This window comes from Treponema sp. B152, from assembly GCF_024181665.1.
Lineage (GTDB): Bacteria > Spirochaetota > Spirochaetia > Treponematales > Treponemataceae > Treponema_B > Treponema_B denticola.
In genome coordinates this window covers 482668-506154 of the sequence record NZ_CP058668.1, presented here as the reverse complement: position 1 = coordinate 506154, position 23487 = coordinate 482668, and the positions used below count along the sequence as shown (strand labels likewise).

The following is a 23487-nucleotide window of genomic DNA, read 5'->3' as shown; positions in this document are numbered from 1 at the left end:
TGATTAAATAGATGTGTAAATATGCGATTTTTTTTATCTTTTTTTATTATTTTTATCTCTTCGGTCCTATTTTCTTTCGGAATCCCCAATGAAATTTTAAATTTCGGCTCTGCTATTGCAGGTTTTTCAGGATTAGTTTTAGTATACTATGCACTTCTTAACTGCGGCTCACATAAAAGAGCGGCATTTTTGTACGGTTTTTTTGTTTCTTTTGTACATTTGATGTCAAGTTTTTGGCTTGCATTTTTTGAAGATTTTGCAATATTTACGCTTGGAGCCAGCACCCTTGCATATTTTTTTATAGCAATGCCTTTCGGCTTTTTACTTTATCATAGCCTTCAAAAAAGGAAAAGTTTACGCCCCTTTTTCTTTGCCGCCGTTTGGCTCCTCTGGGAATTTGCAAAATCTACAGGCTTTTTAGCCTATCCTTGGGGAACGGCCCCGATGATCTGCTTTAATTTAAAGCCTTTTATTCAGTTTGTAGATATAACGGGAGTTTGGGGGCTTTCTTTTATTGTCCCCCTCATTGCAGCCTGCTTAGGCGAAGCCTTACAAACGTATGCGTATTCGGCAAATTCAAAGGCCTTTTTTAAAGGTTTAACCGAAATTAAAAGCCCCCTGATTTTTACAGCCTTTTTGGTTTTAATTATAAACATTTACGGAATAACAATTCTGTCGATAGAAATGAAGCCTGCAACCTTTTTAAATACCGTAATTGTCCAGCAAAACACCGATCCATGGGATAACTCCCAATTTGAAGAAAATATAAAAACCTCTCAAGCTTTAAGCCGTAAGGCGATATTTTCTGCAAACAAAAAGCCGGATCTTATAGTTTGGAGCGAGTCATCCCTTATAGTTCCTTACAAGGACAACGAGGATTTTTACGGAATTCTTCCTTATGGTGACCCATTTACCCGTTTTTTAGCCGATACGGATACCCCGATCATAGTAGGCTCCCCGTATATAGACGGAAAAAAACAATATAACGCAGCCTATCTTTTATCTCCTGAAGGGAAAATTTTAGATATTTATTCAAAAATCCAACTCGTCCCCTTTGCCGAGTACATTCCTTTTATAGACAACCCCCTTGTTGTCCGTTTTTTTGATAAGCTGGTCGGCTTTTCTTCAGGCTGGAATCCGGGAACCGAATATAAGGTATTCGGTATTAAAAATTCGGAAGGAAAGACGGTCAATTTTACTGTTCCCATATGCTTTGAAGATGCTTTTCCTGCAGTTTGCCTTAATTTACACAATGCTGGAAGTGAGGTTCTTATAAACATAACAAACGATTCTTGGTCTAAAACAAAGAGTGCCGAGTATCAGCATTTTGTAGTGGCTCATTTTAGAGCCATAGAGCTTAGAACGACCTTGGTACGCTCAACCAATTCAGGCTACTCCGTAGTTGTAGACCCTAAAGGAAAAATTATTTCGGACATGCCCCTCTTCGAGGCAGAATCCGTTTATACGGAAGTTCCCGTCTATGAGCACAAAAAAACATTTTATGCCTCGTATAAGGATTGGTTCCCTATTATGATGTTTTTAATATTGATTTTTAATATCTTTTTAGATAAAAGGAGGGCTAAAACAGCACGGTTTTAAGTATGCCGCCTTAGCCCAAAAAGGAGGTAAAATTATTTAAAGATTTTATCTTTTAATCTTTGGGGTAACCAAATTGTGACCTTCTCTTATAAAGTCAAACCAAATCTCGCCCTTTGCGTTTGAAAGCTCATCATAAAAGCTCAAAACATCTTTTACATCTTTTCCGTTAACCTTTACTATAAGATCGCCGGGCTGTAAGCTCATAACGGCAGCAGGGCTCTTAGCCTGTAAACTTGTTACCAAAACACCGTTTTGACCTTTTTTAAGCTCCAGTTGTTTTATAATTTCATCAGTCAAAGGAGACGGAACAAAACCGAGCCAAAGTTTGGAAGAGTCGGCTACGTTTTTTTCATCTCTTTCTTCTATTTTTACGGTTGCGGAAATTTCTTTTCCTTTTCGTAAAATCTTAAAAGATGAAGATTCTCCGGGCTTTAAGTCGGCGATAACACGCAGTATATCGTCAACACTTTTAACCTTTGTCGAATTTACCTCGGTAATATAATCACCGGGCTTTATACCGCCCTTATCCGCAGGAGAACCTAAAAATACCTGTCCTGCAAAAGCACCTTCAATATCCTTTAAGTTTAAGTTTTCTCTAAACTTATCGTTTATTTCAAGAAGCTGAACACCGAGCCAACCGTATTTGATTTCACCCGAAGTAATAAAATCATCGATAGCTTTTTTGAGGTTGTTTATAGGAATCGAAAAGGCAAGACCTTGAGACCCGCCGCTTGATGAAACAATCCAGTTATTTATGCCTATAACCTCACCATAGATATTGACCAAGGGGCCGCCTGAGTTGCCTTGATTTATCGCTGCATCCGTTTGGATAAAATCGTTTATATTATTTCTGTTCGGTCCGCCTGAACGGCCTACCGCACTTACAATACCGCTTGTAACGGTAGACACATAACCCATAGGAGCACCGATTGCATATGTAAGGTCTCCTACCTGTACGGTATTTGAGTCTCCCAACACGGCAACCCTTAAATCCTTATCATAATCGAAGGAAACAAGGGCAACGTCCTTCCTCTGATCAGAACCGATTAACTTACCTTGAACCTTATCCCCGTTATAAAGCATAACGGAAATTGTCTTGGCATTGCCTGTAACATGCTGGTTTGTCAGAACATAATAGGTTTTTCCCGTCTTTCTTACGATAACACCTGAGCCCATACCTTCGGCTTCATATTCCCTTTCCCCCTGACCGTCTTTTTGATCTTGAGGGCGGTTAAAGAAAAACCAAGGAAAACCGTCTATATTGTTTTGAACCTTTCTTGTTTCTACAACATCAAGGGTAACTACCGAGGGTAAAATCATGGAAGTAAGCTCTCGATTTGCTTTTTGAAGAGATTCAAGAGCCGAAACAGACTCTTTACTCAGCTCGGTCTTTAACCCCGGATCGGCATACACTGTAGAAGCATTTTCGGGATTACTTGAACATCGGGCTGAAAGAAAAACAACCGAAACAAGCATAATCAATAAAATTCCGGCCATCGCTGAAAGCGGATTTTTTAATTTACGCATATATCTAACCTCACTACATAATTATAATACTAAAACAATAACTCTTAAGTCAAGTTACATAGAAAAAAATTTGAAAATTTATTTGTTTCCTTGTTTTTTTTTATATTTGTGATATAATGGAGTTATGACAAAAACAGATAAAAAGAAAGTTGATTGTGCAGTAGCCCTTAGCTATGCTTTAGAGGCAAAAGCGCCGATAATTACGGCATCAGGAAGGGGTCTGACGGCAAAAAGAATTAAAGAGGCAGCCGAACGCAACAAAATTAAAATTGTAGAAGATGAAACCTTGGCAAACATTCTTATCCACCACGAAATAGGTTCATGTATTCCTGAGTATACATATAAAGCTGTTGCCGCTATCTTTGCCTTTTTGCTGAAAAAGGATTAACTTAAAGGGGATTTGGAATGTTAAAAAAAATTAAAACGGCTGATTTAAAGATTGGAGAGCGTTTTTCGGCTCCCGTATTTTTTGATGACGGGAAAAACATGTTTCTTTTAAAAGGTATGGCATTAAGCGAAAATGAATTGAACACTTTAAAAAGATGGAAAGTTCAATATGTTGTTACTGCCGGCGATCCTGTACCTGATGGAGAGACCATGAATGACGAAATAGCAGAGCTTGATGAAGTTGATGAGATTGAAGATCTTGAAGATCCGGGAGAAATAGAGGAAGTTGAAGAAGACTATCCCATCAGCGGAACCAAAATTAAAAGATCCGAAATTGAAGAAATTTCTGCCGATTGCATTCTAAAGCTTACACAAGATTCCCGCTCAATGCAGCTCCATACCGAATATCTGGAAATTATAAAGAGCCTTGAAAAAGTATTTGAAAATTTCAAAGCCAGAAAACCGGTGGATAATATGCCCGTAAACTATCATGCAACAAGATTGATAGAACTGGTCAGAAAAAATCCTCCTCTTTGCGTAGGTTTTATATTGGGAACCGAACTTGAAGAAGATAATTTGGCCCGCTCGTCCGTAAATACGGCTATCTTAGCCATCATTTTAAGCGAAGCTCTTGAGCTTCCCAAAAATAGAATTAACGAAATAACTATCGCAGCCCTCTTACACGATGTCGGAATGATTAAAATACCTCAAAAAATCCTCAATAAAACCGAAACCCTGACTGATATTGAAAAGCAGGCTGTTGCAGCTCACACTGCCTATGGCTACAAGACAGCTATGAGTGAACTCATGTACACACGGGAAATTGCCTTGAGCATTATGCAGCACCACGAAAGATGGGACGGCAAGGGCTATCCTAACGGTCTTTCAGGAAAGGATATAGATATAGGAGCAAGAATTATAACCGTAGCCGATGCCTTTGTCGCAATGATAACGCCCAAGCCATACAGGGATTTAATGCTGGGATATCAAGCCATGAAAAACCTTCTTTCAGATAATGCCCGCATTTTCGATCCCGAAATAATAAAGGCCATGATTAGAAGTGTGGGAATTTATCCTATAGGCTCCATCGTTTTAATGAATGATGCTTCTCTTGCCAGAGTAATTAAAAGCTCGCCGGAAGCACCGATGCGCCCCTTCATCCGTATATTAATTGACTCAACAGGAGAGATTTTGGATGAGAATTCAGAGCTTGTAGATTTAAAGAAAAATAAAAATCTTTTTATAGTTCGGGCAATAGATCCGCGAACTTACAGAAATAAATAATGGATTCTCTGGGCTCAAAAGGAGAAAGTCGAATAGCCGAGTGGCTGACCGATAAGGACTATCTTATCTTGGAAAAAAATTGGAGAACACGCACCGGAGAGATAGATATAATCGCTTTAGATAAAACGGAGCAAACATCATCCGGAGGGATTCTGGTTTTTATAGAAGTAAAAACCTTATTAAAAACTGAACTATCAGATTTAGATCTTATTATCAATAAAAAAAAACAAGAGAGGATTATAAAAACCGCTAAACATTTTCTCGCAAACAATCGAAAATATAATAAGATGTATATAAGATTTGATGTGATTGTATTACGATCAAACCCTTTTTTGGAACAGCCGCTTGAGATATTACATTTAAAAGACGCCTTTGGAGATTGCTATGACTAGTGTGAATTTATTTCCACCTAAAAAAAATACCTCTACCCATAATACCGTACTAACGGATGAGGAAATTCATGCAATGGAATTAAAACTTGAAGACCCCGAGTACATAAATGCCGCTATTTATAGACTGGCTTCAATCATAACGGAAAGAGTGCTGAACGGCGGACTCGATTACGAAAATATGAATTGCAAAAAGAGGATAAGAATATGAGTAAAAGAAGGTTTAAACCTATGAGAAGTCAAAGGACGGAAAAACGGGAAGATGATACCCCGCAAAAACGCCCCCTTGACGGACAAATAAAAAAAGCTAAAACTTTTCAAGGCCAAAACAGAGAACCGGCTTTTAAAAAAATAGAATATCCCGAATACAAATGCACAAAATGCGGCGAAATTATACAGGACTTAAGCTCGGCCATTGCCGATAAGGAAAGCGGCCTGCCTGTACACTTTGACTGCGTTATCGAATTTTTAAAAAAAGCGGAAGAATTAAAAGAAGGCGAAGAAATCATTTACATAGGAAACGGGAACTTTGCCGTCGCCTATTTTGAAAATCCTAAAGTTCGTAAAAACTTTAAAATCATAAAACTAATTGAATGGGAAGATAAAAATAAGCTCTACCAATGGAAAAAAAATATTTCGGAGCTTACATCAACAACATAAAAAAAGCCGGACAATGCTCCGGCCTTTTTTTATACAAACCTGATATCTAAAACTATCAAAAAGTTTATCTGCCGTTTATTTTAAGCGGCTGGGACTTGCACCGTTTTAACCGATTTTATCAAAACCGCAATAGGGAACAAGAGCTTCCGGTATCTTAATGGAACCGTCGGCTTGCTGATAATTTTCCAAAACGGCTATCATAGCCCTCGACATCGCCAAAGCAGTTCCGTTTAAGGTATGAAGGAATTTATTTTTACCGTCATCGTCCTTGTAGCGTATATTTAAGCGGCGTGCCTGATAATCGGTACAGTTTGAAGTAGAAGTAACCTCTCCCCATTCTCCTCCGTTTCTTCCGGGCATCCATGCTTCCAAGTCCCACTTTCGGTATGCAGGAGCTCCAAGGTCTCCGGTGCAGGTATCGACAACCCTAAAAGGAATTCCCAAACCGTTGAAGATTTCTTCTTCAATTAAGCGGAGCTCCTCATGAAGGGCATCCGATTCTTCAGGTGTACAATAAACAAACATTTCGAGTTTTGAAAACTGATGAACCCTGTAAAGCCCCTTTGAAAACTGTCCGGCGGCTCCAGCTTCACGCCTAAAGCAATGAGAAAGACCGCAGTATTTTAACGGCAAGCTTTCTTTTTTGATAATCTCGTCCGAGTGATAGCCGCCCAGAGTAATCTCGGCAGTTGCAACCAAACAAGTGCCCTCGCCTTCAAGAGAATAGACGTTTGATTCTTCGCCTCGTGGATTAAAGCCTATACCGTATAAGATTTCTTCTTTTGCAATGTCCGGAGTGATAAAGGGTTTAAACCCGTGTTTCCGCAATATGTTAAGACCGTACATCGTAAGAGCCTGCTCCAAAAATACGGCTTCGTTTTTTAAAAAATAGAATTTAACGCCTGAAACCTTTGTACCGGCTTCAAAGTCGATTAGATCCAAATCTTGGCCTAACTGAACATGGTCCTTCGGCTCAAAGTCAAACTTGGGCACGGTTCCGCAGCGCTTAACTTCCAAATTGTCGGAATCTTCTTTGCCGACTGGAGCTTCGGGATGGGCCATATTCGGAATTTTACTTACAGCCTCATGCAAGGCTTTTTCGGCCTCGGTCAGTTCAGTCTCAGCTTGGGCAATTTTTTCTTTTATAGACTTCCCTTGGTCGACCAGTTTTTGTCTTTCTTCGGGACTTAATTTTTGCTTCATTGACTGTGAGTTATCGTTTCGATCTTTTTGCAGGTTCTGCAAAGAAGTAACAAGGGCAGTACGCTTATCATACAGTTCTACTGCCTTATCGGCATCCGCATTCATGTGCCGGTTTTTAATATTTTGTTTTACGGCTTCAACATTTTCTTTAATAAATTTATAGTCTAACATAGCAAAATTGTACTTTTTATTTTGAATTCTGTCAAGACTAAAATTTAACGATACATTTAACGGACAGCTTGACAATTTTTGAGAATTATCGGATACTCAAGTACAATATAAGTATTTTATAATACAATTTTACTCATTTGGAGGAATTTTATGAACAGAAAATTATTTTTTGTTTGTCTTGTTTTTGCCTTGGTTTTTACAGGTATGCTGACGGCAAGATCGATCGGTTTGGATTTGGAAGTCGGAGGGGCTTATAACAACCACCAATTACATAAAATCAATAACAGCTATGGTTATGACGGTTTTAAATACCATGGAATAAGGTCAAAAAGCTTGGGAGGCGTCAATATAGGTATTTCCTACCCTCTTCCCAAAAACTGGGCTGTCTTTGCAAATACTACATTTACATTTAACAATATATTTGTAAATGATACAATGCTTGGAGTAGGCTATATATTTAAGCCCGGAAAAGGTTTTGAGCTCTTGTTAGGCGGAGCTTTTGCATTCGGCGGTTCCGCTTTTCAGTGGGCAACCGGAGGTGCTATAGTAACCGAAAGTTACTTTAACCTAGGCGGAGGAATAAATTTTACCGCTTCTTATATGTTTACAGGAAAATTCGGAATGTATGCAGGAGCTTCGGCACTATACTATAAACCCCTATCAGGAAATCGAGAAACAAAAATCGGTAACTCCAGCAGTTCAGTAAGTATACAGCCCAGCGTACTTCCCAATTTAGCAAAATCAATAGGTTTAAAGCTTGGATTAAAAATCAAATTATAAAAACCTTTGCTCCTAGGTCTTGACATTCATTCCCGTTTTGCGTATTATGTTCACTCGCATCGGGATGTAGCCTAGGGGCTAAGGCGTCTGGTTTGGGACCAGAAGATCGGGGGTTCAAATCCCTCCATCCCGATCCTTAAAACCTTGGGATCGTAGCTCATCAGGATAGAGCAACTGCCTTCTAAGCAGTAGGTAGGGGGTTCGAGTCCCTCCGGTCCCGCTAAAAGCCGATTAAGTAGTCTTGTATACCGGCAAGATAACTTAATCGGCTTTTTTAGTACTTAATGCCCAGTTTTTTCATCTTACTTTGAAGGGTTCCCGGTTTTAGGTTTAAAAGAGCGGCAGCTCCGTCTTTGCCGTAAATTTTTCCGTTTGAGGCTAAAAGAGCTTTTTGAATAATCTCGGTTTGAGCCTCATCAAAAGGTTTAATATCTTCAGGCAAAACCTTATCTTTTTCGGCCTCCTTATTTACGGCAGGCTTTAGGGGCTTTTTCGCAGCGTTTGAAATGTAGAATTCTCTTGTTCCCGGCACCAAGTGTTCGGCAGGGATTTCTCCGCCTTGGGAAAGAATTGCAGCCCGCTCTACAACATTTTTAAGCTCGCGTACATTTCCATGCCAAGGCATAGACATAAGTTTTTCGATTGCAGCCATCGAAAGGCTCGTGTTTTCAAAGCCCTTCCTTTTGCGTATATCCGAAATAAAATGTTCGGCTAAAAGAGCCGTATCGTCATCGCGTTCCCTCAAAGGCGGAAGCCTTAGCGGGAAAACATCCAGCCTGTAAAGCAGGTCTTCACGGAAGCGCCCCATCGAAACGGCCTCGGCCAAATCGACATTGGTTGCGGCTATTATGCGCACATCCACAGAAACGGGTTTTTCCCCGCCGACACGCTCGAATTTTCCGTCTTGAAGAACACGCAAAAGTTTAGGCTGTAAATCAAAGGGCAAATCCCCTACCTCGTCCAAAAAGAGGGTGCCGCCGTCGGCAAGTTCAAACCGTCCCTTCCGCAAGGCGGCAGCCCCCGAAAAGGCGCCTTTTTCATGCCCGAAGATTTCACTTTCGGCAAGGCTCTGCACAAGGGCAGAACAGTTTACGGGCACAAAGGGTTTTTCGGCCCTGTTGGAAAGCCTGTGAATGGTGCGGGCTGCCTGTTCTTTTCCCGTTCCCGTTTCTCCCGAAATTAAAACCGGCACATCAGAGGCCGCAACCAGCTTTATCGAATCTAAAACCGTAGTCCAAGCCCGGGAAGAACCGACCATATCCTTAAAAACATTTGTCGAAGCGGTGAGCAAAACATTTCTTTCGAGCAGGAGGCTTTCGGTTCTTTGAATAAGGGATTGGGATGCATCCGTTTGGACCATAGCAATCGAAATAAGTTTTGAAATTGTAGATATAAAACGGACGATTTCAGGCGTAAAGCGGGAACACATACTGTGATCCAAGGTCATCATTCCGATAGCCTTGTCTCCTATGTAAAGGGGAGCAACCAAACAAGAATGATTTTCGGGCAGCTTCATGATTTCGTCATAGGTATCGACATGGGGAATATTTTCATCAAACAAAAAAGCCTTTCTTTCATCTAAAATTCGGGCGATATCTTTCCGTTTGTTTAAGTTAATCGTAAAATCGTCCAATAATTTTGAAGAAAGCGGGCCTATGGCCTTTCTTACCTTTAAAACATTTTTATCTTCAAAGCCCATCACAACGGCAAGCTCGTAATCGACCAGTTCTCTTAAAGCCTCAAGAATAAGCTCCAATGCCTGCTCGGCCGAGATGGGATTGGTTTTATTTAAAACGGATATAGCCTTGTTCATACCCTGCGATTATACCCGCATTATAAATTTTTGTCAAAAGGAGTCAGGGGGAAGTATAGCCAGCGGAGCTTCGAGGCGTACAGCCAGCGGAGCTTCAAGGCTAAACCCCTTTCTCGTACCATTGTGGTTTTATTTTTTTATTTAACCACAAAGATATAAATGGCGCAAAGGATTTTTTTTACTAATTTATTATTTTTTTTAATTGTAATAAATCGGGGTTTCCAAAGGGGTATCCCCTTTGGCAGCGCGAGAAAAAGAGGGGGTTATAGGGGGAGAGAAAACCCTGCTCTGAACGGGGTGTTCTCTCCCCCTAATATCACAGGCAAGACAAGAATATAGATTAATGTCTACTTTTGAGATGGACGCTAGGTATAAAGGCTTTACGGAAGGTACTTATAACAACAAGAAAGAAACAGCTAAAATCTTAAAACAGTTGGGAGATTCGATACAAAAAATTATGCAGGTTACAGGCCTCCCCGAAGAAGAGATTGAAAAACTGTAAATTAGGGGAAGTACAGCCAGCGAAGCTTCAAGGCGTACAGCCGGCAAAGCTTCGAGGCTAAACCCCTTTTTCGGAAGAAAGGTGTTTGACCTTGAAACTGCGTTGGTTGTTACCCTCCCCTATAACCCCTCTTTTCTCCAAAATTCCGCTTATGGGCTGCGCCCCTAAGAACCCGCATTGAGCCATTATCGCCAGCCGCTGCATTATGCCGCAAAAGCTGTAAATCTGTTGAAAATCGTGCATCCTGCACGGTTTTCAAAACAATTATACCCCACCGTTGCTATTAAGGCTGCGTAAGCGTCAAATAACCATTTGAGGCGACATACCAAGGAATACCACTTTTCGGCGTTACCTCAAACTTTTTGTAGTTTTGCGGTATATTGCCAATAAGCACTTGCGTGGACTCCTGGTATTGGCCGTCCGCTACCGTAATGCATGCCGCTGGATTCTGCGACAGAGTACCGGCAACGGTTATCATTGCGGCAGAGTCCATATAAGAAGACAAATACACATCGTTGTCTACGTCAATTTGTGCATCGCCGGACATCTGCATTTTAACCCTGTAATCATGCTTTACCAATACGCCTGCCCCCAAACCAGTTGAAGTATTGTTTTTTATAGTACCGCCCGACATATTAAGAGTCACTTGGCCGCCAAAACTTAACCACAAAAATATTCCGCCGCCGCCGCGAGTAGTATCCGACGTCGTACATTTATTTTGGCTGATAGTGCCGCCTGTCATTGTCATGGCTCCATGTACGGAGACTCCGCCTCCGCACTGTTTTGCCTCATTATCATTGATATTACCGCCTGCCATGGTAAACACACCGCCGTCACTTGTCGCAACTCCGCCGCCATATTCTGCGGTGTTATGATCGATCGTTCCATCTTGTAAAGTAAAAGAGGCATGATCGGTAGTTAGAGGCTTGTTTCCAACTACGCACACGCCGCCGCCGTATGCCGTTTTACCGGGGTTCTCCGTGCTTTTATTATAGCTGATTGTGCCTTCTTTCATAGTAAAATGAGCTCCTACCGCAATGCAAATTCCGCCGCCTTTGGATACATCGCCGATATCGCTCGCCTCATTGTAGGAAACGATGCTGTTGTTTTCCATCGTGCCTGAAGCATTTATTCCTCTAAGATAGATACCGCCGCCCATTTTTGCCTTATTGCCGTCGGCTGCAGAACCTCCGATAGTTGCTTTGTCCAAGATCAGCTCGCCTTCTGAATAGATGCCTCCCCCGCTAGCCCCTGCTTCGCACTTCGTAACAGAGCAATTTTTAAGTTTCGCCTTGCCACCCGTTTTGACCAATATGCCGCCGCCTTCTTTTATGCCATATGAATCCGCTTCCGCCTTACCGCCTGTGAGCGTCAGATTTTCGAGCATGAGATCCCCTTTATTTTCTACGATAAAAATACGGTGAGCATTTATACCAAGCTCAGTTTTATTTGCATTGAGTTCACAGGCTGTACTCCCGGCTTTTCTTATGGTAATCTTTCTCTTTACTCTGATCGCGCCGTTGTTTCCGGAGTCATTAGTTGCTTTCACATTACCCGTTACGATTATAACGCCGTTTTCAGAGGCCTTTTCTACGGCTTTTTTTAGATTTTTCCATGCCTTCGTATTGTCGCTTATATCGGGGATAGAGCCTAAGGTCTTCGCTTCTTTTGGTGCCGAAGAAAGGCCTTTTTTATCGGTCAGCCATACCTTGTATTTTTTGGGGAGAGCACCATCTGCTGCCAGTTCCGTGTACGTTTTAATATAAACTGTCCAGCTTCCAGGGCCGGGAGGTGTGTCAAATATTGTATCAACTGATGATAAAAGACCTTCCGGTGGAGTTGAAGGTATATAAAATCCGGATCCATCCTCCTTTACGGTAAGAGGAATTGTTTCTTCTGAGCCGCCTTCTTTTTGTATGTGGATAGCTTTGATGTCTTTATGCAAACGCTTTCCGTTCAATATAGGTGTCATGCCCACGGTTTCATCAAAACACAGTGCGTAGAACCCGCCGACTTGCGTCTTTGCTATCGTTATATCGCTGATTTCGGGCGGAGGCGTATTGGCTTCAATATTCAGACTGAACTTTTTACTGAATTTTCTGCCGTCCGTCGAAATAAGGGTAATTTCGGGTCCTATGCCGCCGTTACTCCACTCGTGTGCCTTTAAAAATGTGTCTTTGTATGTGAGTTCGAGCATATCGCCTGTCTGTTTAAAGGTGTAGTCAATGTTGTATCTAGGCTGCTGATCTGAAGGAAACCCGGGGAAATTGATAACTTTCCCCGCATCGAAGACGGAGGTCGGCATAATGAGGGTAAAGTTTCTCGGATTACGCAGTTTTATCTTAAGCTTTACATCGTCTGCAGAGGGTATGCACAGTGCTCCGTCATTACTCATTTGATAGGGCTTATTGATGCTGAAGTCAATAGGAACAACTTCGCTAGACCAGTAGCCTAGGAATTCTTCAGGGTCTTCTAAAAACTGTTTGCACCCTGCAAAAAACAGTGCAGCTGCCAGCACTGCCGCAATTGTTGTTAAAATCTTTAAAAGTTTTTTCATAAGTTAACTCCTCTTTTAGGGGGAGAGAACACCCCGTTCAGAGCAGGGTTTTCTCTCCCCCTATGACCCCCTCTTTTTCCCGCGCTGCCAAAGGGGAAACCCCTTTGGAAACCCCATATAAGATTTTGTTTTTGGTGAATTGTTCCAATCTGTAGAACATACTTTTTTATGTGAGAAAATTTGGCTGTGGGTGATTGTTTTATTTGGGCACAGGAAGCTCTCAGCTGTGAAGCTGTGAAGCTGTGAAGCTGTGAAGCTGTGAAGCTGTGAAGCTGTGAAGCTGTGAAGCTGTGAAGCTGTGAATTTTGTGCCGATATGCGGTTTTATGTCAAGTACTTTGCACGGTGATTTTGCAAAACTATAAATTGTAAGAGGTATTGCCCAAAAAATACCATTTTTATGAAATTCATGTATACATTTGATTGGCCGTTTTATAGCCAAACATCCGTCTAGGATAATTATTTATCCAATTCTCTACTTGTTTTATTTGTATGTCACTATATTTACTTATATCTGCTCCTTTTGGTATAAAGCGTCTAATTAATTTATTAGCATTCTCATTGCTTCCTCTTTCCCAAGAACTATAAGGATGTGCATAATAACAAGTTGTCCTTTTTTCTCCTTCTTTTAAACAAGAGGTTTCAAGGCCTTCTTGGTCTAAAAATTCAGTCCCGTTATCCATGGTTATGCTTTTAAATATTTCTTTAAACTCATCTTTATATTTCATCTCAAGCATATCTATATTTTTTTTAATACTTTCCTGTTTTTTATCGGGGATTTTAAATATTAATTCTTTTCTAGTAACTCTTTCAGTCATAACTTGTAAGCAGCATCTTCCTTTACCTACCACCAAATCCATTTCCCAATGTCCTTTTTCCTGTCTTTTATTTATCTGTTCACTTCTTTGTTCAATACTGCGTCCTTTTATGTTGTTTTTAGCAATTTTGCTTATTTTTTTATATTTTCGTTTAGTTTTATTGCGTTTTACAGGTAAATCTTTGTTTGTAAGCCTAGAAAAATCCCCTCTGTCTATCATATTGTATACAGTTTTGGTGCATATCATAACCGGAAACTGTAAGCCTAGTTCTTTTATTTGTCCTATAGCAGCATCAGGAGAAAATTTATTATCCGCTATACATGTTTCCAAATAATGTAAAAGTTTTTTATCCTTACCTATTTTTAAACCACGGCCTTTTAGTAATTTCATTTTATCGGCTCTTTGTTGTCCTTTTCGTGCCGAGTAAACTATTTTTTCAAGATAGTCAGGAACTTTTGGATTACGGCTTACATATGGATTTTCTGTTACTTTTATTACCATTCCCCTTTTTATCTCCCTCTGTATCGTTCTTCTATCCCTATTTAAAGACTGTGCAATTTGTCTTGCGTTATGGTCGCTTTTGAATAATGCTTCTATCGCATATCTTTCTTTTTCGCTAAGGTGTTTCCATTTTTTACTTTTTATGGTATCATTGTTTTGGTTCATCTGTTCCCCATTATCTTTGTTTTTCCTAATTTCATTATAATGGTTTTTTGGTTCAGATGAACCTTTTTTATTTATTTTTAGGGCAATTTATTTTACAACTTACCGTGATTTTGCAAAACTTTTTGCACTTTTTTTATGAGAATGTTTGCAGCTGCTATCGGTGCGTTTGTCTGTCACTATGGTACAGTATAGCACGGTTTTATACAAATATCAAGATTTTTGTGTGAAAATATCGGTACCTTGACTCGAACACATGTTTGCAATATAGTAAATATGATTATACCATAAACAAATGTGAGGTAATTTATGAAGGACGATATTAAAATAAATTTGGAAGAGGTGCATAGACGGATGGAAAAGGCTTGTAAGGCCTGCGGAAGGGATCTTAAAGAGGTAAGGCTTCTTATGGCAACAAAGACCGTTACACCGGAGAGAATCTTAAAGGCCTTTGAATACGGTGAACTTTTAATAGGAGAAAACAAGGCTCAGGAACTATGCGAAAAGTATGAACCTCTTTCGTCGGTAAAACATGAGACCCATTTTATAGGGCACCTACAAACCAATAAGATTAAGGACGTAATAAAATATGCCGACTGCATTGAGTCTGTCGACAGGCTTGACTTAGCCGAAAAGCTCAGCAAAAGACTTGAATCCGAGGGAAAGACCATGGATATTTTAATCCAGGTAAACACCTCTCAAGAAGAAAGCAAATTCGGATGTAAGCCTGAAGAAGCACTTGCTCTAACCGAAAAAATTGCAAAACTTCCCCGCTTAAAAATAAAAGGCCTTATGACAATAGGACTTTTTTCCGATGATATGGATAAGGTGAGACTTTGTTTTAAGCTCCTGCAAAAAATTCGAAAAGAAATAACCGAAAAAAACATTCCCAATGTTTCGATGGAGGTTGTTTCTATGGGAATGACGGGAGATCTTGAAGTTGCTATCGAAGAAGGCTCAACCCTAATAAGAGTAGGTACGGCAATTTTCGGAAAAAGAAATTATCCCGATTCCTATTATTGGAACGAAAATGCAAAAATTGAAGGTTAAACTTTTTGGTTTATGTTTTTTTTCTCTTTTTCTATTTTACTCCCCTGCCCTCTTTTCCCAAGATTTTGACACATTGACGAGGGTTCAAAAGAGGGTTGTAAATATAGAAGCCGCCGTGTCGGAAGTCGATATTTTTATAAGCGCCTATGACGGGGACACAATAGCCTATAAAGCGGAGCTCAGTGCGGGCACAAAACTTTCGATAGTTGAACATAAAAAAAAGTTAAGGTTTACCGAGATAAAACCGGCAAGCGGAAAACTTTTTATCTATGTCCCAAAAGATTTTTTACTTGAATCATGCAGAATTCTTGCAAGCCATTCTTCAATAAAAGTTGAAGGCATAAAGGCCGTCCATTTTTCGGTTTCGGGGAATTTTAATCGGGCTGAAATTACAGGCTCCCGATTAAAAAACAGCCTGATTGCACTTTCAAACGGCAGCCTTACCTTTAATAACGGGATTGTAACTGCGGCCGATTTTTGCTTAAACACCTCAACGGCAAAGATTCAAATAGCCGAAGAAAAGGCGGATTGCAACCTCTTTGTAACAAAACAAAAATGTGAAAAATTCTTATATGAGGGAGAAGCTTATACCGATAAAATTTTAGCCCTTTCGCCGTCCAAGCCTAAAAAATTTATCTCGATGAGTGCTTCTTTTTCGGACATAGACTTGGGCTTTTCGGCACCTTTAAAAGAACCGGCAGAAAAATTCGATAAATACGGAGTCAGCGAATTCGGCCCCAAACCATCTCCCAACTTGGTGAACAACGAAGCAAATTTTTTACCGAAAACCGGCAAATAAGCGATGAAAAATATACAAGGATGTATATTCATTAACCGCCATGGACGGCGGTGGTTCCAACTTCGAGAGTTTTGCATAAGCAAAACTCTAAGATGAAAAATATACACGGATGTATATTTTTCATTGACCGATTGACAAGTTTTAAAGTTTTTGATATACTCAAAACTCTTTTAAGGGCCCATAGCTCAGTTGGTTAGAGCAGCGGACTCATAATCCGCGGGTCGCCGGTTCAAGTCCAGCTGGGCCCACTTTTCTTTTTTAAAGACTGTAATAAAGCGAAAAAAAATGCATTATACTCCCGCCTATAACAAAGAGGTGCCAGATGCTGTGTGCCCATTTTACCTTCTTCATTGCATAAAAAATACAACCGGCAGTATAAATAATTCCGCCTATAATTAAAAACCTAAAGCTTAAAAGCGGCAACTGTTCTTTTAAGGGCTTTGCCGCAAAGATGATGAGCCACCCCATGGGGATATAGGTAATAACAGATAGAATCCTTGCCCTGCTTCCGAATATCGAGTATAAAACTATGCCCAGGACAGCCATTCCCCAGATAATGCCGAAGATTGTCCAGCCGACAGCTCCGTGAAGGGCCGAAAGGCAGTAGGCCGTGTAGGTTCCTGCTATCAGTATGTAGATTGAACAGTGGTCGAAGATTCCGAATACCTTTTTTGCCTTTAGCGGAAGAGCATGGTATAGGGTCGAAAAAAGATAGAGGATTATTAAGGAAGCTCCGAAAATGGTAAAGCCTACTACGTAACCGGCCTTTAAATCCGGCGGAGCATAACGGGCAGCCCTTATAACTAAAAGCACGAGGGCTGCAATCGAAAGACCTACCCCTATGCCGTGAGTTACGGCATTTGCAATTTCTTCACCTATAGAATATCTGCGTTTAATTTTTTCTTCTTTCATAACTATTTAGACAGTTTAAAAGGTTTAAGGTTGCCTATTACCTTGCAATTTTTTTTGTTTTTTATTATAATTCTATTCGAAAAGAGTGAATAAATTCCGCTTTTTTGCCGATAATTAAATGGAAAAAGTTTTGCAGGTTCATAATGAAAAAAACTAACTATTTGTTTGCAGGTATAATCGTTTTTCTCTTGGTGCTAGGTACAGCCTATTTCGCCTTAGATATATCCACTCCCATTGGTACTTCCCAAACCGTATTGGATGACGGAATGGGCGGAGGAGATACAAGATTGCCGACTTTTAGACCTGATAAGGAAATTTCGGAAATAACCCTACCGCCTCTCGACTACATAGTCTATTCCGTAAAAAAAGGCGATATGGTAGGAGAAATAGCCTCCCGCTATGGGGTAAGTCAGGATGCGATTATAAGCTTAAACAAACTTAGAAACACAAGAACCCTCCAAATAGGACAGTTGTTAAAGATTCCCTCAATGGACGGAATTGTTTATACCCCGAAAAAAGGCGATACCCCTGAAAAATTGGCCGACACCTATAAAATCTCACTTGAAAAATTAGCTCTGGTTAATAACATTTCGGATAACAACGTACTAAAAGCAGGAGCTGCCATCTTTCTGCCCGATGCAAAACTTGACTGGGTAACCCTTCAAGAAATAAACGGAGACCTCTTTAAGTCTCCCATACGCGGAGGATACAGGGTAACTTCCCGTTACGGCTGGAGACGGGATCCATTTACGGGAAAGAGGAGCTTTCATAACGGAATAGACCTTGCAACATACCGCGGCGCCCCCATCTATGCAGCCCTTCCGGGAACCATAGCCGCAACAGGTTACAGTAATGTATACGGCAATTATGTAATAATAAGGCATCACTCAGGCTATCAAACCCTTTACGGGCATATGAATTCCATTCTAACCTCACGCGGAAAATATGTTACCGCTCAAAGCAAGATAGGAACCGTAGGCACAACAGGAAGAAGCACCGGCCCTCACGTTCATTTTACTGTTTACAAAAACGGAGCAACGATAAATCCTGTCGCCGTATGGCACTAAGCCTTCTCTTTTTTTAGATCGAATTTTTTTACAAAAAAGTCAAGATTACGGTAAACAAAGATAGCCGAATAGACGCTTACAAATACTGAAAACACAAGGGCAAAAGGAATAACAAAACGAAGCTTAAAATTCTCTGCAGCCCATTTACCTATCTCTGTAAACGGCATGTAGGCAAGGCCGACAATCATCAATATGCCTACGACGGCCCAAGGCAAAATACTTACATTGGGCAGCCGGTATTTTTCTGCCTGCAGGCTTAAAAGATCGGGAATTGCAGCCTGAATTTTTACCATTGTTTTTTCCGTAAGCGCATCATCTGCCTTGGTCTGAAAAGAAGAAGTATATAGATTTGAAGCTTGCGTAAGAGCACGGACAAGGCTTCGGCATTTTTTACACCGCAAAAGATGAAAGGTAACTGCAAAAGGAACAGCCTCATGCTTATCAAGAATCATATAACGGTTAATAGCTTCATTACATGTCATAGGCCAAATTCAATTTAAATAAAACGGGATATTCGGGGCTTTCCTCTTGTCCGTAAATTCCTTGATTTTCAAGCTCGGTTTTTAATATTTTTTTTGAGCGGAAAATATGGGACTTAATCGTATTTACGGGTATACCCGTAACGGATTCTATATCGGCATAGGGCATATCATAAAAGAAATAAAGGTCGATACATATTCTGTATTTTTCGGGAAGATCGTTTACAGCCCGTCTGATTGCATTTTTTACACAGTTTTGGATTTGCCTTTCTTCGGGAGTTAAATCGTTTGTTTTTATCTCAAAATCGTCAAAGGCGGAAACGAATTCTCTTTTACGCTTAACCGAATTGATAGCCGAATTATAGGCAATCCTCATAAGCCACGTAGAAAAAGAAGACTCTCCGCGGAATTTAGGCAGGGCCGAAAAAGTTTTAAGCATTATATCCTGCACAAAATCTTCCGAGTCATCATGGTTTTTAAAAAAACTCATTCCCAAAGAATAGACACGCTTTTGATACTTTGCAGCAATTAGGCTGAAGGCCTCGGTATTTCCTGCAAGGACGGCCTTACATAAGAGGCGGTCTTGCACGGCTTCAGGAGATTCTTTTCTGAGTAAATTTGAAAATTTAATCATCTTTCAGCTTCTCCTTTCCGGCCTTTGATGAAATAAAATAGTAGAGCAAAAGGCCTATACCACAGCTTAAGGGTACAAGACCTCCTAAAAGTACGTAGCTCAGTCCGTCTATGACAGAAAATAAAATGGTCAATACGCTTCCTATCATCAGCAAAAGAATGCCCGAAATAAGGCAAAAACCCGACAAATTAAATTTTATCGGAATATATGTTTTAGTTTGAATTTGACAGATTATCTGCTTGTTACGCCAAAATAAGTAGAAAAAAATTAAAACGCCGGCCATAACAATACCGACTATAGGAACAACAGCTATAATAACTTGCGCAGCCGCAACGGGTTGTCCGTTCATTTCAATTCCTCCAAAATATGATTCTATAAACCTTATTCCAAAATAACGAAGTCTTTAAAATATATGCGTTTTATACGCGATAAATTTAGAATAGAATTTATCTCGGCCAACACTTCTTTTTTAACCTCGTTTTCAGGCATGGTATAAAGCTCATATACGGTTTTTTGCGAAAACCAGTCAATAAGGCTTTTTCGGATATCTTCCTTCTTTTGGACAAGTTCTTCCTCAAAGGCCTTATCTTCAGAATTATACTCCAAAACGGGAAAAACTACAAGGGTACCGGAGTTGGCATCGGCTGTAGGAATCCTAAGCCTCCCCAAGTCGGAATAAAGAGCCTTTTTTCCGCGTATCTCCGAAGGACTTTCAGATCTTAAAACCTCGCCGGTGTTTTTTTTCTTAAAAAGAGAAAAAACGGAACCTACAATTATAATAAGTACTATTGCAAAAAGCACATATTTAAGGAATTTATATAATTTTAAGCCCTTCCTATTATTTTTATGCATACTCAATTATATAAAATGAGAGCCAAATATTCAATAGAGACTTTAGATTATTTGCTCTGTTACTTGTTTGCTAAAAAGCCGCCTACAGGATACTGGAAGATTCTAAGATCGAATTCATGGACGGACGCAAAAAGATGGTCAAAAATATCGGCTTGAATCTTTTCGTATTCCCCCCAGTCGGTGGTTGCAGTAAAAACATAAATCTCCATGGGAACGCCTGTAGCTCCCGGTTCAAGCTGCCGTACCAAAAAGGTCAAGTCCTTTCTTAAAGTATCAAGGCTTTGAAGATAGCGCGTAACGTACATCCTAAAGGTGCCGATATTGGTGAGCCTTCTATCGTTTAAGGGATGTTCCGTATCGCTGCCGTATTGGGCACTTATGTCCGAGCTTTCGACTTCGGCAAAGTAGGATTTTAAAAGGTCTATCTTCCCTACCCTGCGTCTCAGTTCTTCATCCATAAATTTTACGGAAGAAACGTCCAAAAAGATTGAACGCTTAATGCGTCTTCCTCCGGTTTCCTGCATTCCACGCCAGTTTTTAAAACCGCTTTGCATTAGGTCGCTTGTCGGTAAAACGGAAATAGTCTTATCCCAGTTTTGAATTTTTATCGTATGTAAGGCGACCTCGGTAACATCTCCGTCGGCATCATATTTAGGAACAGAAATCCAATCGCCTCTTCTAACCAAATCGTAGGAAGAAATCTGGAGGCTTGCCACAAAGGAAAGAATCGTCTCGCGGAATACCAAAAGAAGAACAGCCGTCATAGCTCCTATTCCGCTTAAAAGAGACCATGGGGACTTTCCGCTGATTGTTCCTGCAGCAATGATAAAGCCTGCAATATAAACAATTAAGATAAAAACCTGAACATAACTGCGGTATGGCTTTCCCGCAAATCGTGGTTCATTTTCAGTATAGGCTGTAAGTCCGTCCAAGAGGCCGTGCAAAAGTCTTATTATTATCCATATCGAAATAAGGCTTGCAAGTTTTTGCATAAGCCCGGCTCCAAAACTTAATTTTAGAGACAAAAAATTAAAGGCAAAAATATATATAATAAGCGAAGCACGTTCTATATGAATTTTATCAAAAATATAATCATCCAGTTTGCTCTTCGTTTTGGCTGTAATGCGTGACAATATTTTTTTTACCGTTCCAGACAATATTTTTTTTAACACTTTATGAAGAATAAAAGAAACAGCCAAAACGGCAAGCAGCCAAAAAATATCGCCTCTCACCGAATCTTCCGAAAGCCATTTTTGAACATTATCCAATAAATTTTGCATAAAATATAATACCTCTTAAAATGTTAAAATAAAAGTTTTTTAATTTTAATTAAAATGAATCAGTCTGTAAAGAGCTCGCATTGCCTCACGTTAAATCTAAGCGAAAAAAGCTGTTCTTGATTCCCCAGGCAAACTGTGTTATATTAAGCTTATGAGAATAGCTATTGTAGACGATGAAAAACTTATATGCGAGGGACTAAAAATTATCTTTCAATCCTATCCCGATATTGAGGTTATTGCAACAGGCAGCAATGGAAACGATGCACTAAAAATATGCGAAGAAAAAAATCCTGAGCTTCTCCTCATGGATATAAGGATGCCGGAATGTAATGGCGTAGAAGCAACAAAAAAAATAAAAAAGAGTTTCTCCGATATAAAAATATTGATTCTCACAACCTTTAACGATACCGAATATATTCAAAAGGCCCTTCAATACGGAGCATCGGGCTATCTTTTAAAGGACAGTTCGCCGGATGTAATCTATGACGGAATTAAGGCCGCTATTTCAGGGAACATCGTTATAAATCCTGAAGTTGCAAAAACCATGCTTTTTGAAAATCATGAAGAAGCGGAAGAAAGAGTTATAAGGCCCTTATCTGAAATTCAAGACGAGTTCGGTTTAAGCCAAAAGGAGATAGAAATTATAAGACTTGTTTCGGAAGGGCTTTCCAATAAACAGATTGCCTACAAACAGGGGCTTTCGGAAGGCACAATAAAAAACAATATTTCCGTAATATTCGATAAGACCTTTGTTTCAGATAGAACACAGCTTGCCGCCTTTGCCTTTAAAAACGGGATTATGTAAATTCCTAATCTTCAATTTATAATCGTTAACTTATCCCCTGCTTGAAAAAAAACTTTAGTTTGAATATAATCCAAAAATAACTTACAAGTTGCTTTGGAGTGCTTAAAGGTATGGAAACTAAATCTTTTTTTAAGAAAGAAATTGGGGCAGAAAACTTTATATTTTTAGCTTTGTTTTCTGCTTTCTTTTTTGGGGTCGGCTCGGTTATGGGCGGCGTAAATATGATTAAGACCATGATGGAAACAGGTTTTGATTTGCTTATCAATATCTGTTTGTATCTAATGGCTGTAGCGGTATTGGCCGGAGCCGTTTCGGGGCTTTTTTCGGAATTCGGAACCATCGCTTTGATTAACAAAATCTTGTCCAAACTGATGAAACCCTTGTACGATTTACCGGGAGCCTCCTCCCTCGGTATCTTAAACTGTTTTTTATCGGATAATCCCGCAATTTTAACCCTTGCCGATGACGATAATTTTAGACGCTATTTTAAACAGTACCAGCTTCCTGCCCTTACAAACCTCGGTACAGCCTTCGGTATGGGCTTGATTACCACAACGGCAATGATGGGCTTAAACGTAAAATCGGCAGTTCCTGCAGCTTTAATCGGAAATGTCGGAGCCATAGCCGGAAGTATAGTTTCAGTACGCTTGATGATTTACTTTTCAAAAAAACGCTACGGAACGGAAGCCTTTGTTTCCACAAAAAGTATTGAGCCCATCCCCGAAAAAATGCGCCCAGTCAGAGAAGGCGGAGCCGGAGGAAGGTTTATTCAGGCCATGCTTGACGGAGGCAAATCGGGTGTCAGCATGGGCTTGGCTATTATTCCGGGCGTAGTAATTATCTGCACAATAGTTATAATGCTTACAAACGGCCCTAGTGCCGACGGTACATATACAGGAGGAGCCCGCGAAGGAATCGCTGTTCTTCCGTGGATTGGTCAAAAACTAAGTTTTATATTGAACCCTATTTACGGCTTCAGCAGCCCTGAAGCTATCTCCGTTCCGATTACGGCTCTAGGTTCTACAGGAGCAGCCCTCGGCATTGTAAAAGAAATGTCTTTCGCCGGAAAAATAAATGCAAACGATATAGCAGTCTTTACAGCTATCTGTATGTGCTGGAGCGGTTATATTTCTACCCATATCGCAATGATGGATGCTCTCGACACGAAGGAGATGACGGGCAAAGCTATTTTAAGCCACACCATCGGCGGTCTCTTTGCAGGCTTTGTCGCCCACCTTATAGCCTTTGTGCTCTAAA

24 protein-coding genes and 3 tRNA genes are annotated in these 23487 nt (G+C 40.2%); 16 read left to right on the top strand and 11 right to left on the bottom strand.

All coding sequences use genetic code 11. From position 1 onward, the window contains the following. Window positions 1-21 precede the first annotated feature (21 nt). Window positions 22-1599, top strand: a complete 1578-nt coding sequence (gene lnt, locus HYB91_RS02280) for an apolipoprotein N-acyltransferase (protein ID WP_002675747.1) — start codon at window positions 22-24, stop codon at window positions 1597-1599. A gap of 45 nt (window positions 1600-1644) precedes the next feature. Here the strand turns inward: lnt and HYB91_RS02275 are convergent, their stop codons facing one another. Next, window positions 1645-3126, bottom strand: a complete 1482-nt coding sequence (locus tag HYB91_RS02275; RefSeq protein ID WP_253719596.1) for a Do family serine endopeptidase — start codon at window positions 3124-3126, stop codon at window positions 1645-1647. Between the two features lie 124 nt (window positions 3127-3250). On the opposite strand from HYB91_RS02275, the gene HYB91_RS02270 reads away from it, so the two are divergent. Genes HYB91_RS02270 through HYB91_RS02250 form a run of 5 tightly spaced genes read left to right on the top strand, consistent with a single transcriptional unit; the run spans window position 3251 to window position 5846 of the window. Then, entirely contained in the window at window positions 3251-3514 is a 264-nt protein-coding gene (locus tag HYB91_RS02270) for an EscU/YscU/HrcU family type III secretion system export apparatus switch protein (RefSeq protein WP_002667815.1), read from the top strand. Between the two features lie 17 nt (window positions 3515-3531). Continuing rightward, window positions 3532-4797, top strand: coding sequence for an HD-GYP domain-containing protein (locus HYB91_RS02265; protein ID WP_002675751.1), 1266 nt, complete (start codon window positions 3532-3534; stop codon window positions 4795-4797). Next, window positions 4797-5189 carry a YraN family protein gene (locus HYB91_RS02260; protein ID WP_002675753.1) on the top strand — a complete coding sequence of 131 codons (393 nt, stop codon included), beginning with the start codon at window positions 4797-4799 and terminating at the stop codon, window positions 5187-5189. Before HYB91_RS02265 ends, HYB91_RS02260 begins: the two co-directional genes overlap by 1 nt. Next, on the top strand, window positions 5182-5397 hold the full coding sequence (locus HYB91_RS02255; RefSeq protein WP_002675754.1) for a hypothetical protein: 216 nt from the start codon (window positions 5182-5184) through the stop codon (window positions 5395-5397). The genes HYB91_RS02260 and HYB91_RS02255 overlap by 8 nt, the downstream gene beginning before the upstream one ends. After that, window positions 5394-5846 carry a hypothetical protein gene (locus HYB91_RS02250; RefSeq protein WP_002675755.1) on the top strand — a complete coding sequence of 151 codons (453 nt, stop codon included), beginning with the start codon at window positions 5394-5396 and terminating at the stop codon, window positions 5844-5846. Before HYB91_RS02255 ends, HYB91_RS02250 begins: the two co-directional genes overlap by 4 nt. Window positions 5847-5951: 105 nt before the next feature. Here HYB91_RS02250 and serS read toward each other — a convergent pair whose 3' ends face one another. After that, window positions 5952-7220, bottom strand: coding sequence for a serine--tRNA ligase (serS, locus tag HYB91_RS02245; protein WP_002675756.1), 1269 nt, complete (start codon window positions 7218-7220; stop codon window positions 5952-5954). A gap of 150 nt (window positions 7221-7370) precedes the next feature. Here serS and HYB91_RS02240 point away from each other — a divergent pair, with 150 nt between their 5' ends. The 3 genes from HYB91_RS02240 (at window position 7371) to HYB91_RS02230 (ending at window position 8220) form a co-directional block, all read left to right on the top strand. Next, a complete protein-coding gene (locus tag HYB91_RS02240) occupies window positions 7371-8000 on the top strand; it encodes a hypothetical protein (RefSeq protein WP_002675758.1) in 630 nt (209 codons plus the stop codon). Window positions 8001-8060: 60 nt separating this feature from the next. Beyond that, window positions 8061-8133, top strand: a tRNA-Pro gene (locus HYB91_RS02235). A gap of 13 nt (window positions 8134-8146) precedes the next feature. After that, window positions 8147-8220: transfer RNA gene (locus HYB91_RS02230), tRNA-Arg, on the top strand. Between the two features lie 54 nt (window positions 8221-8274). Here the strand turns inward: HYB91_RS02230 and HYB91_RS02225 are convergent. Next, window positions 8275-9813, bottom strand: a complete 1539-nt coding sequence (locus HYB91_RS02225; RefSeq protein WP_002675759.1) for a sigma-54-dependent Fis family transcriptional regulator — start codon at window positions 9811-9813, stop codon at window positions 8275-8277. A 343-nt stretch (window positions 9814-10156) separates the two neighbouring features. On the opposite strand from HYB91_RS02225, the gene HYB91_RS02220 reads away from it, so the two are divergent. After that, on the top strand, window positions 10157-10315 hold the full coding sequence (locus HYB91_RS02220) for a hypothetical protein (RefSeq protein WP_002675760.1): 159 nt from the start codon (window positions 10157-10159) through the stop codon (window positions 10313-10315). Between the two features lie 283 nt (window positions 10316-10598). On the opposite strand, the gene HYB91_RS02215 is transcribed toward HYB91_RS02220, so the two are convergent. Then, complete coding sequence (locus HYB91_RS02215; RefSeq protein ID WP_002675761.1) at window positions 10599-12872, bottom strand: right-handed parallel beta-helix repeat-containing protein; 2274 nt, start codon at window positions 12870-12872, stop codon at window positions 10599-10601. Window positions 12873-13278: 406 nt separating this feature from the next. Further along, window positions 13279-14355, bottom strand: a complete 1077-nt coding sequence (locus HYB91_RS02210) for an IS30-like element ISTde2 family transposase (protein ID WP_253719447.1) — start codon at window positions 14353-14355, stop codon at window positions 13279-13281. Window positions 14356-14661: 306 nt separating this feature from the next. On the opposite strand from HYB91_RS02210, the gene HYB91_RS02205 reads away from it, so the two are divergent. The 3 genes from HYB91_RS02205 to HYB91_RS02195 all read left to right on the top strand — a co-directional run bounded on the left by HYB91_RS02205 (window position 14662) and on the right by HYB91_RS02195 (window position 16449). After that, entirely contained in the window at window positions 14662-15402 is a 741-nt protein-coding gene (locus HYB91_RS02205; protein ID WP_002675762.1) for a YggS family pyridoxal phosphate-dependent enzyme, read from the top strand. Further along, window positions 15383-16201: a DUF4097 family beta strand repeat-containing protein gene (locus tag HYB91_RS02200; RefSeq protein WP_002675765.1), complete on the top strand. Its 819-nt coding sequence runs from the start codon at window positions 15383-15385 to the stop codon at window positions 16199-16201. The genes HYB91_RS02205 and HYB91_RS02200 overlap by 20 nt, the downstream gene beginning before the upstream one ends. A 174-nt stretch (window positions 16202-16375) precedes the next feature. After that, a tRNA-Ile gene (locus HYB91_RS02195) sits at window positions 16376-16449 on the top strand. A gap of 10 nt (window positions 16450-16459) precedes the next feature. Here HYB91_RS02195 and HYB91_RS02190 read toward each other — a convergent pair. Then, window positions 16460-17113: a PAQR family membrane homeostasis protein TrhA gene (locus HYB91_RS02190; RefSeq protein ID WP_002675766.1), complete on the bottom strand. Its 654-nt coding sequence runs from the start codon at window positions 17111-17113 to the stop codon at window positions 16460-16462. A 143-nt stretch (window positions 17114-17256) separates the two neighbouring features. On the opposite strand from HYB91_RS02190, the gene HYB91_RS02185 reads away from it, so the two are divergent. Beyond that, window positions 17257-18180: a M23 family metallopeptidase gene (locus tag HYB91_RS02185; protein ID WP_002667792.1), complete on the top strand. Its 924-nt coding sequence runs from the start codon at window positions 17257-17259 to the stop codon at window positions 18178-18180. Here the strand turns inward: HYB91_RS02185 and HYB91_RS02180 are convergent. The 5 genes from HYB91_RS02180 to HYB91_RS02160 are packed head-to-tail and all read right to left on the bottom strand — an operon-like array spanning window position 18177 to window position 21425. After that, a complete protein-coding gene (locus tag HYB91_RS02180) occupies window positions 18177-18662 on the bottom strand; it encodes a hypothetical protein (RefSeq protein WP_002675767.1) in 486 nt (161 codons plus the stop codon). The two genes, HYB91_RS02185 and HYB91_RS02180, sit on opposite strands and share 4 nt — an antisense overlap. Then, window positions 18652-19293 (bottom strand): RNA polymerase sigma factor, encoded by a 642-nt coding sequence (locus tag HYB91_RS02175; protein WP_002667790.1) that lies wholly within the window; start codon window positions 19291-19293, stop codon window positions 18652-18654. Before HYB91_RS02175 ends, HYB91_RS02180 begins: the two co-directional genes overlap by 11 nt. Continuing rightward, window positions 19286-19642: a hypothetical protein gene (locus HYB91_RS02170; protein WP_002667789.1), complete on the bottom strand. Its 357-nt coding sequence runs from the start codon at window positions 19640-19642 to the stop codon at window positions 19286-19288. Before HYB91_RS02170 ends, HYB91_RS02175 begins: the two co-directional genes overlap by 8 nt. A gap of 32 nt (window positions 19643-19674) precedes the next feature. Further along, a complete protein-coding gene (locus HYB91_RS02165; RefSeq protein WP_002675768.1) occupies window positions 19675-20145 on the bottom strand; it encodes a flagellar basal body-associated FliL family protein in 471 nt (156 codons plus the stop codon). A gap of 59 nt (window positions 20146-20204) precedes the next feature. Beyond that, entirely contained in the window at window positions 20205-21425 is a 1221-nt protein-coding gene (locus tag HYB91_RS02160; RefSeq protein WP_002675769.1) for a mechanosensitive ion channel family protein, read from the bottom strand. A 151-nt stretch (window positions 21426-21576) separates the two neighbouring features. Here HYB91_RS02160 and HYB91_RS02155 point away from each other — a divergent pair, with 151 nt between their 5' ends. Continuing rightward, window positions 21577-22230, top strand: a complete 654-nt coding sequence (locus tag HYB91_RS02155; protein ID WP_002675771.1) for a response regulator transcription factor — start codon at window positions 21577-21579, stop codon at window positions 22228-22230. A gap of 110 nt (window positions 22231-22340) precedes the next feature. Then, the gene (locus HYB91_RS02150; protein ID WP_253719595.1) at window positions 22341-23486 is read left to right on the top strand and encodes a CD0519/CD1768 family membrane protein; all 1146 of its coding nucleotides are present in this window, start codon (window positions 22341-22343) and stop codon (window positions 23484-23486) included. Window position 23487: the final 1 nt, after the last annotated feature.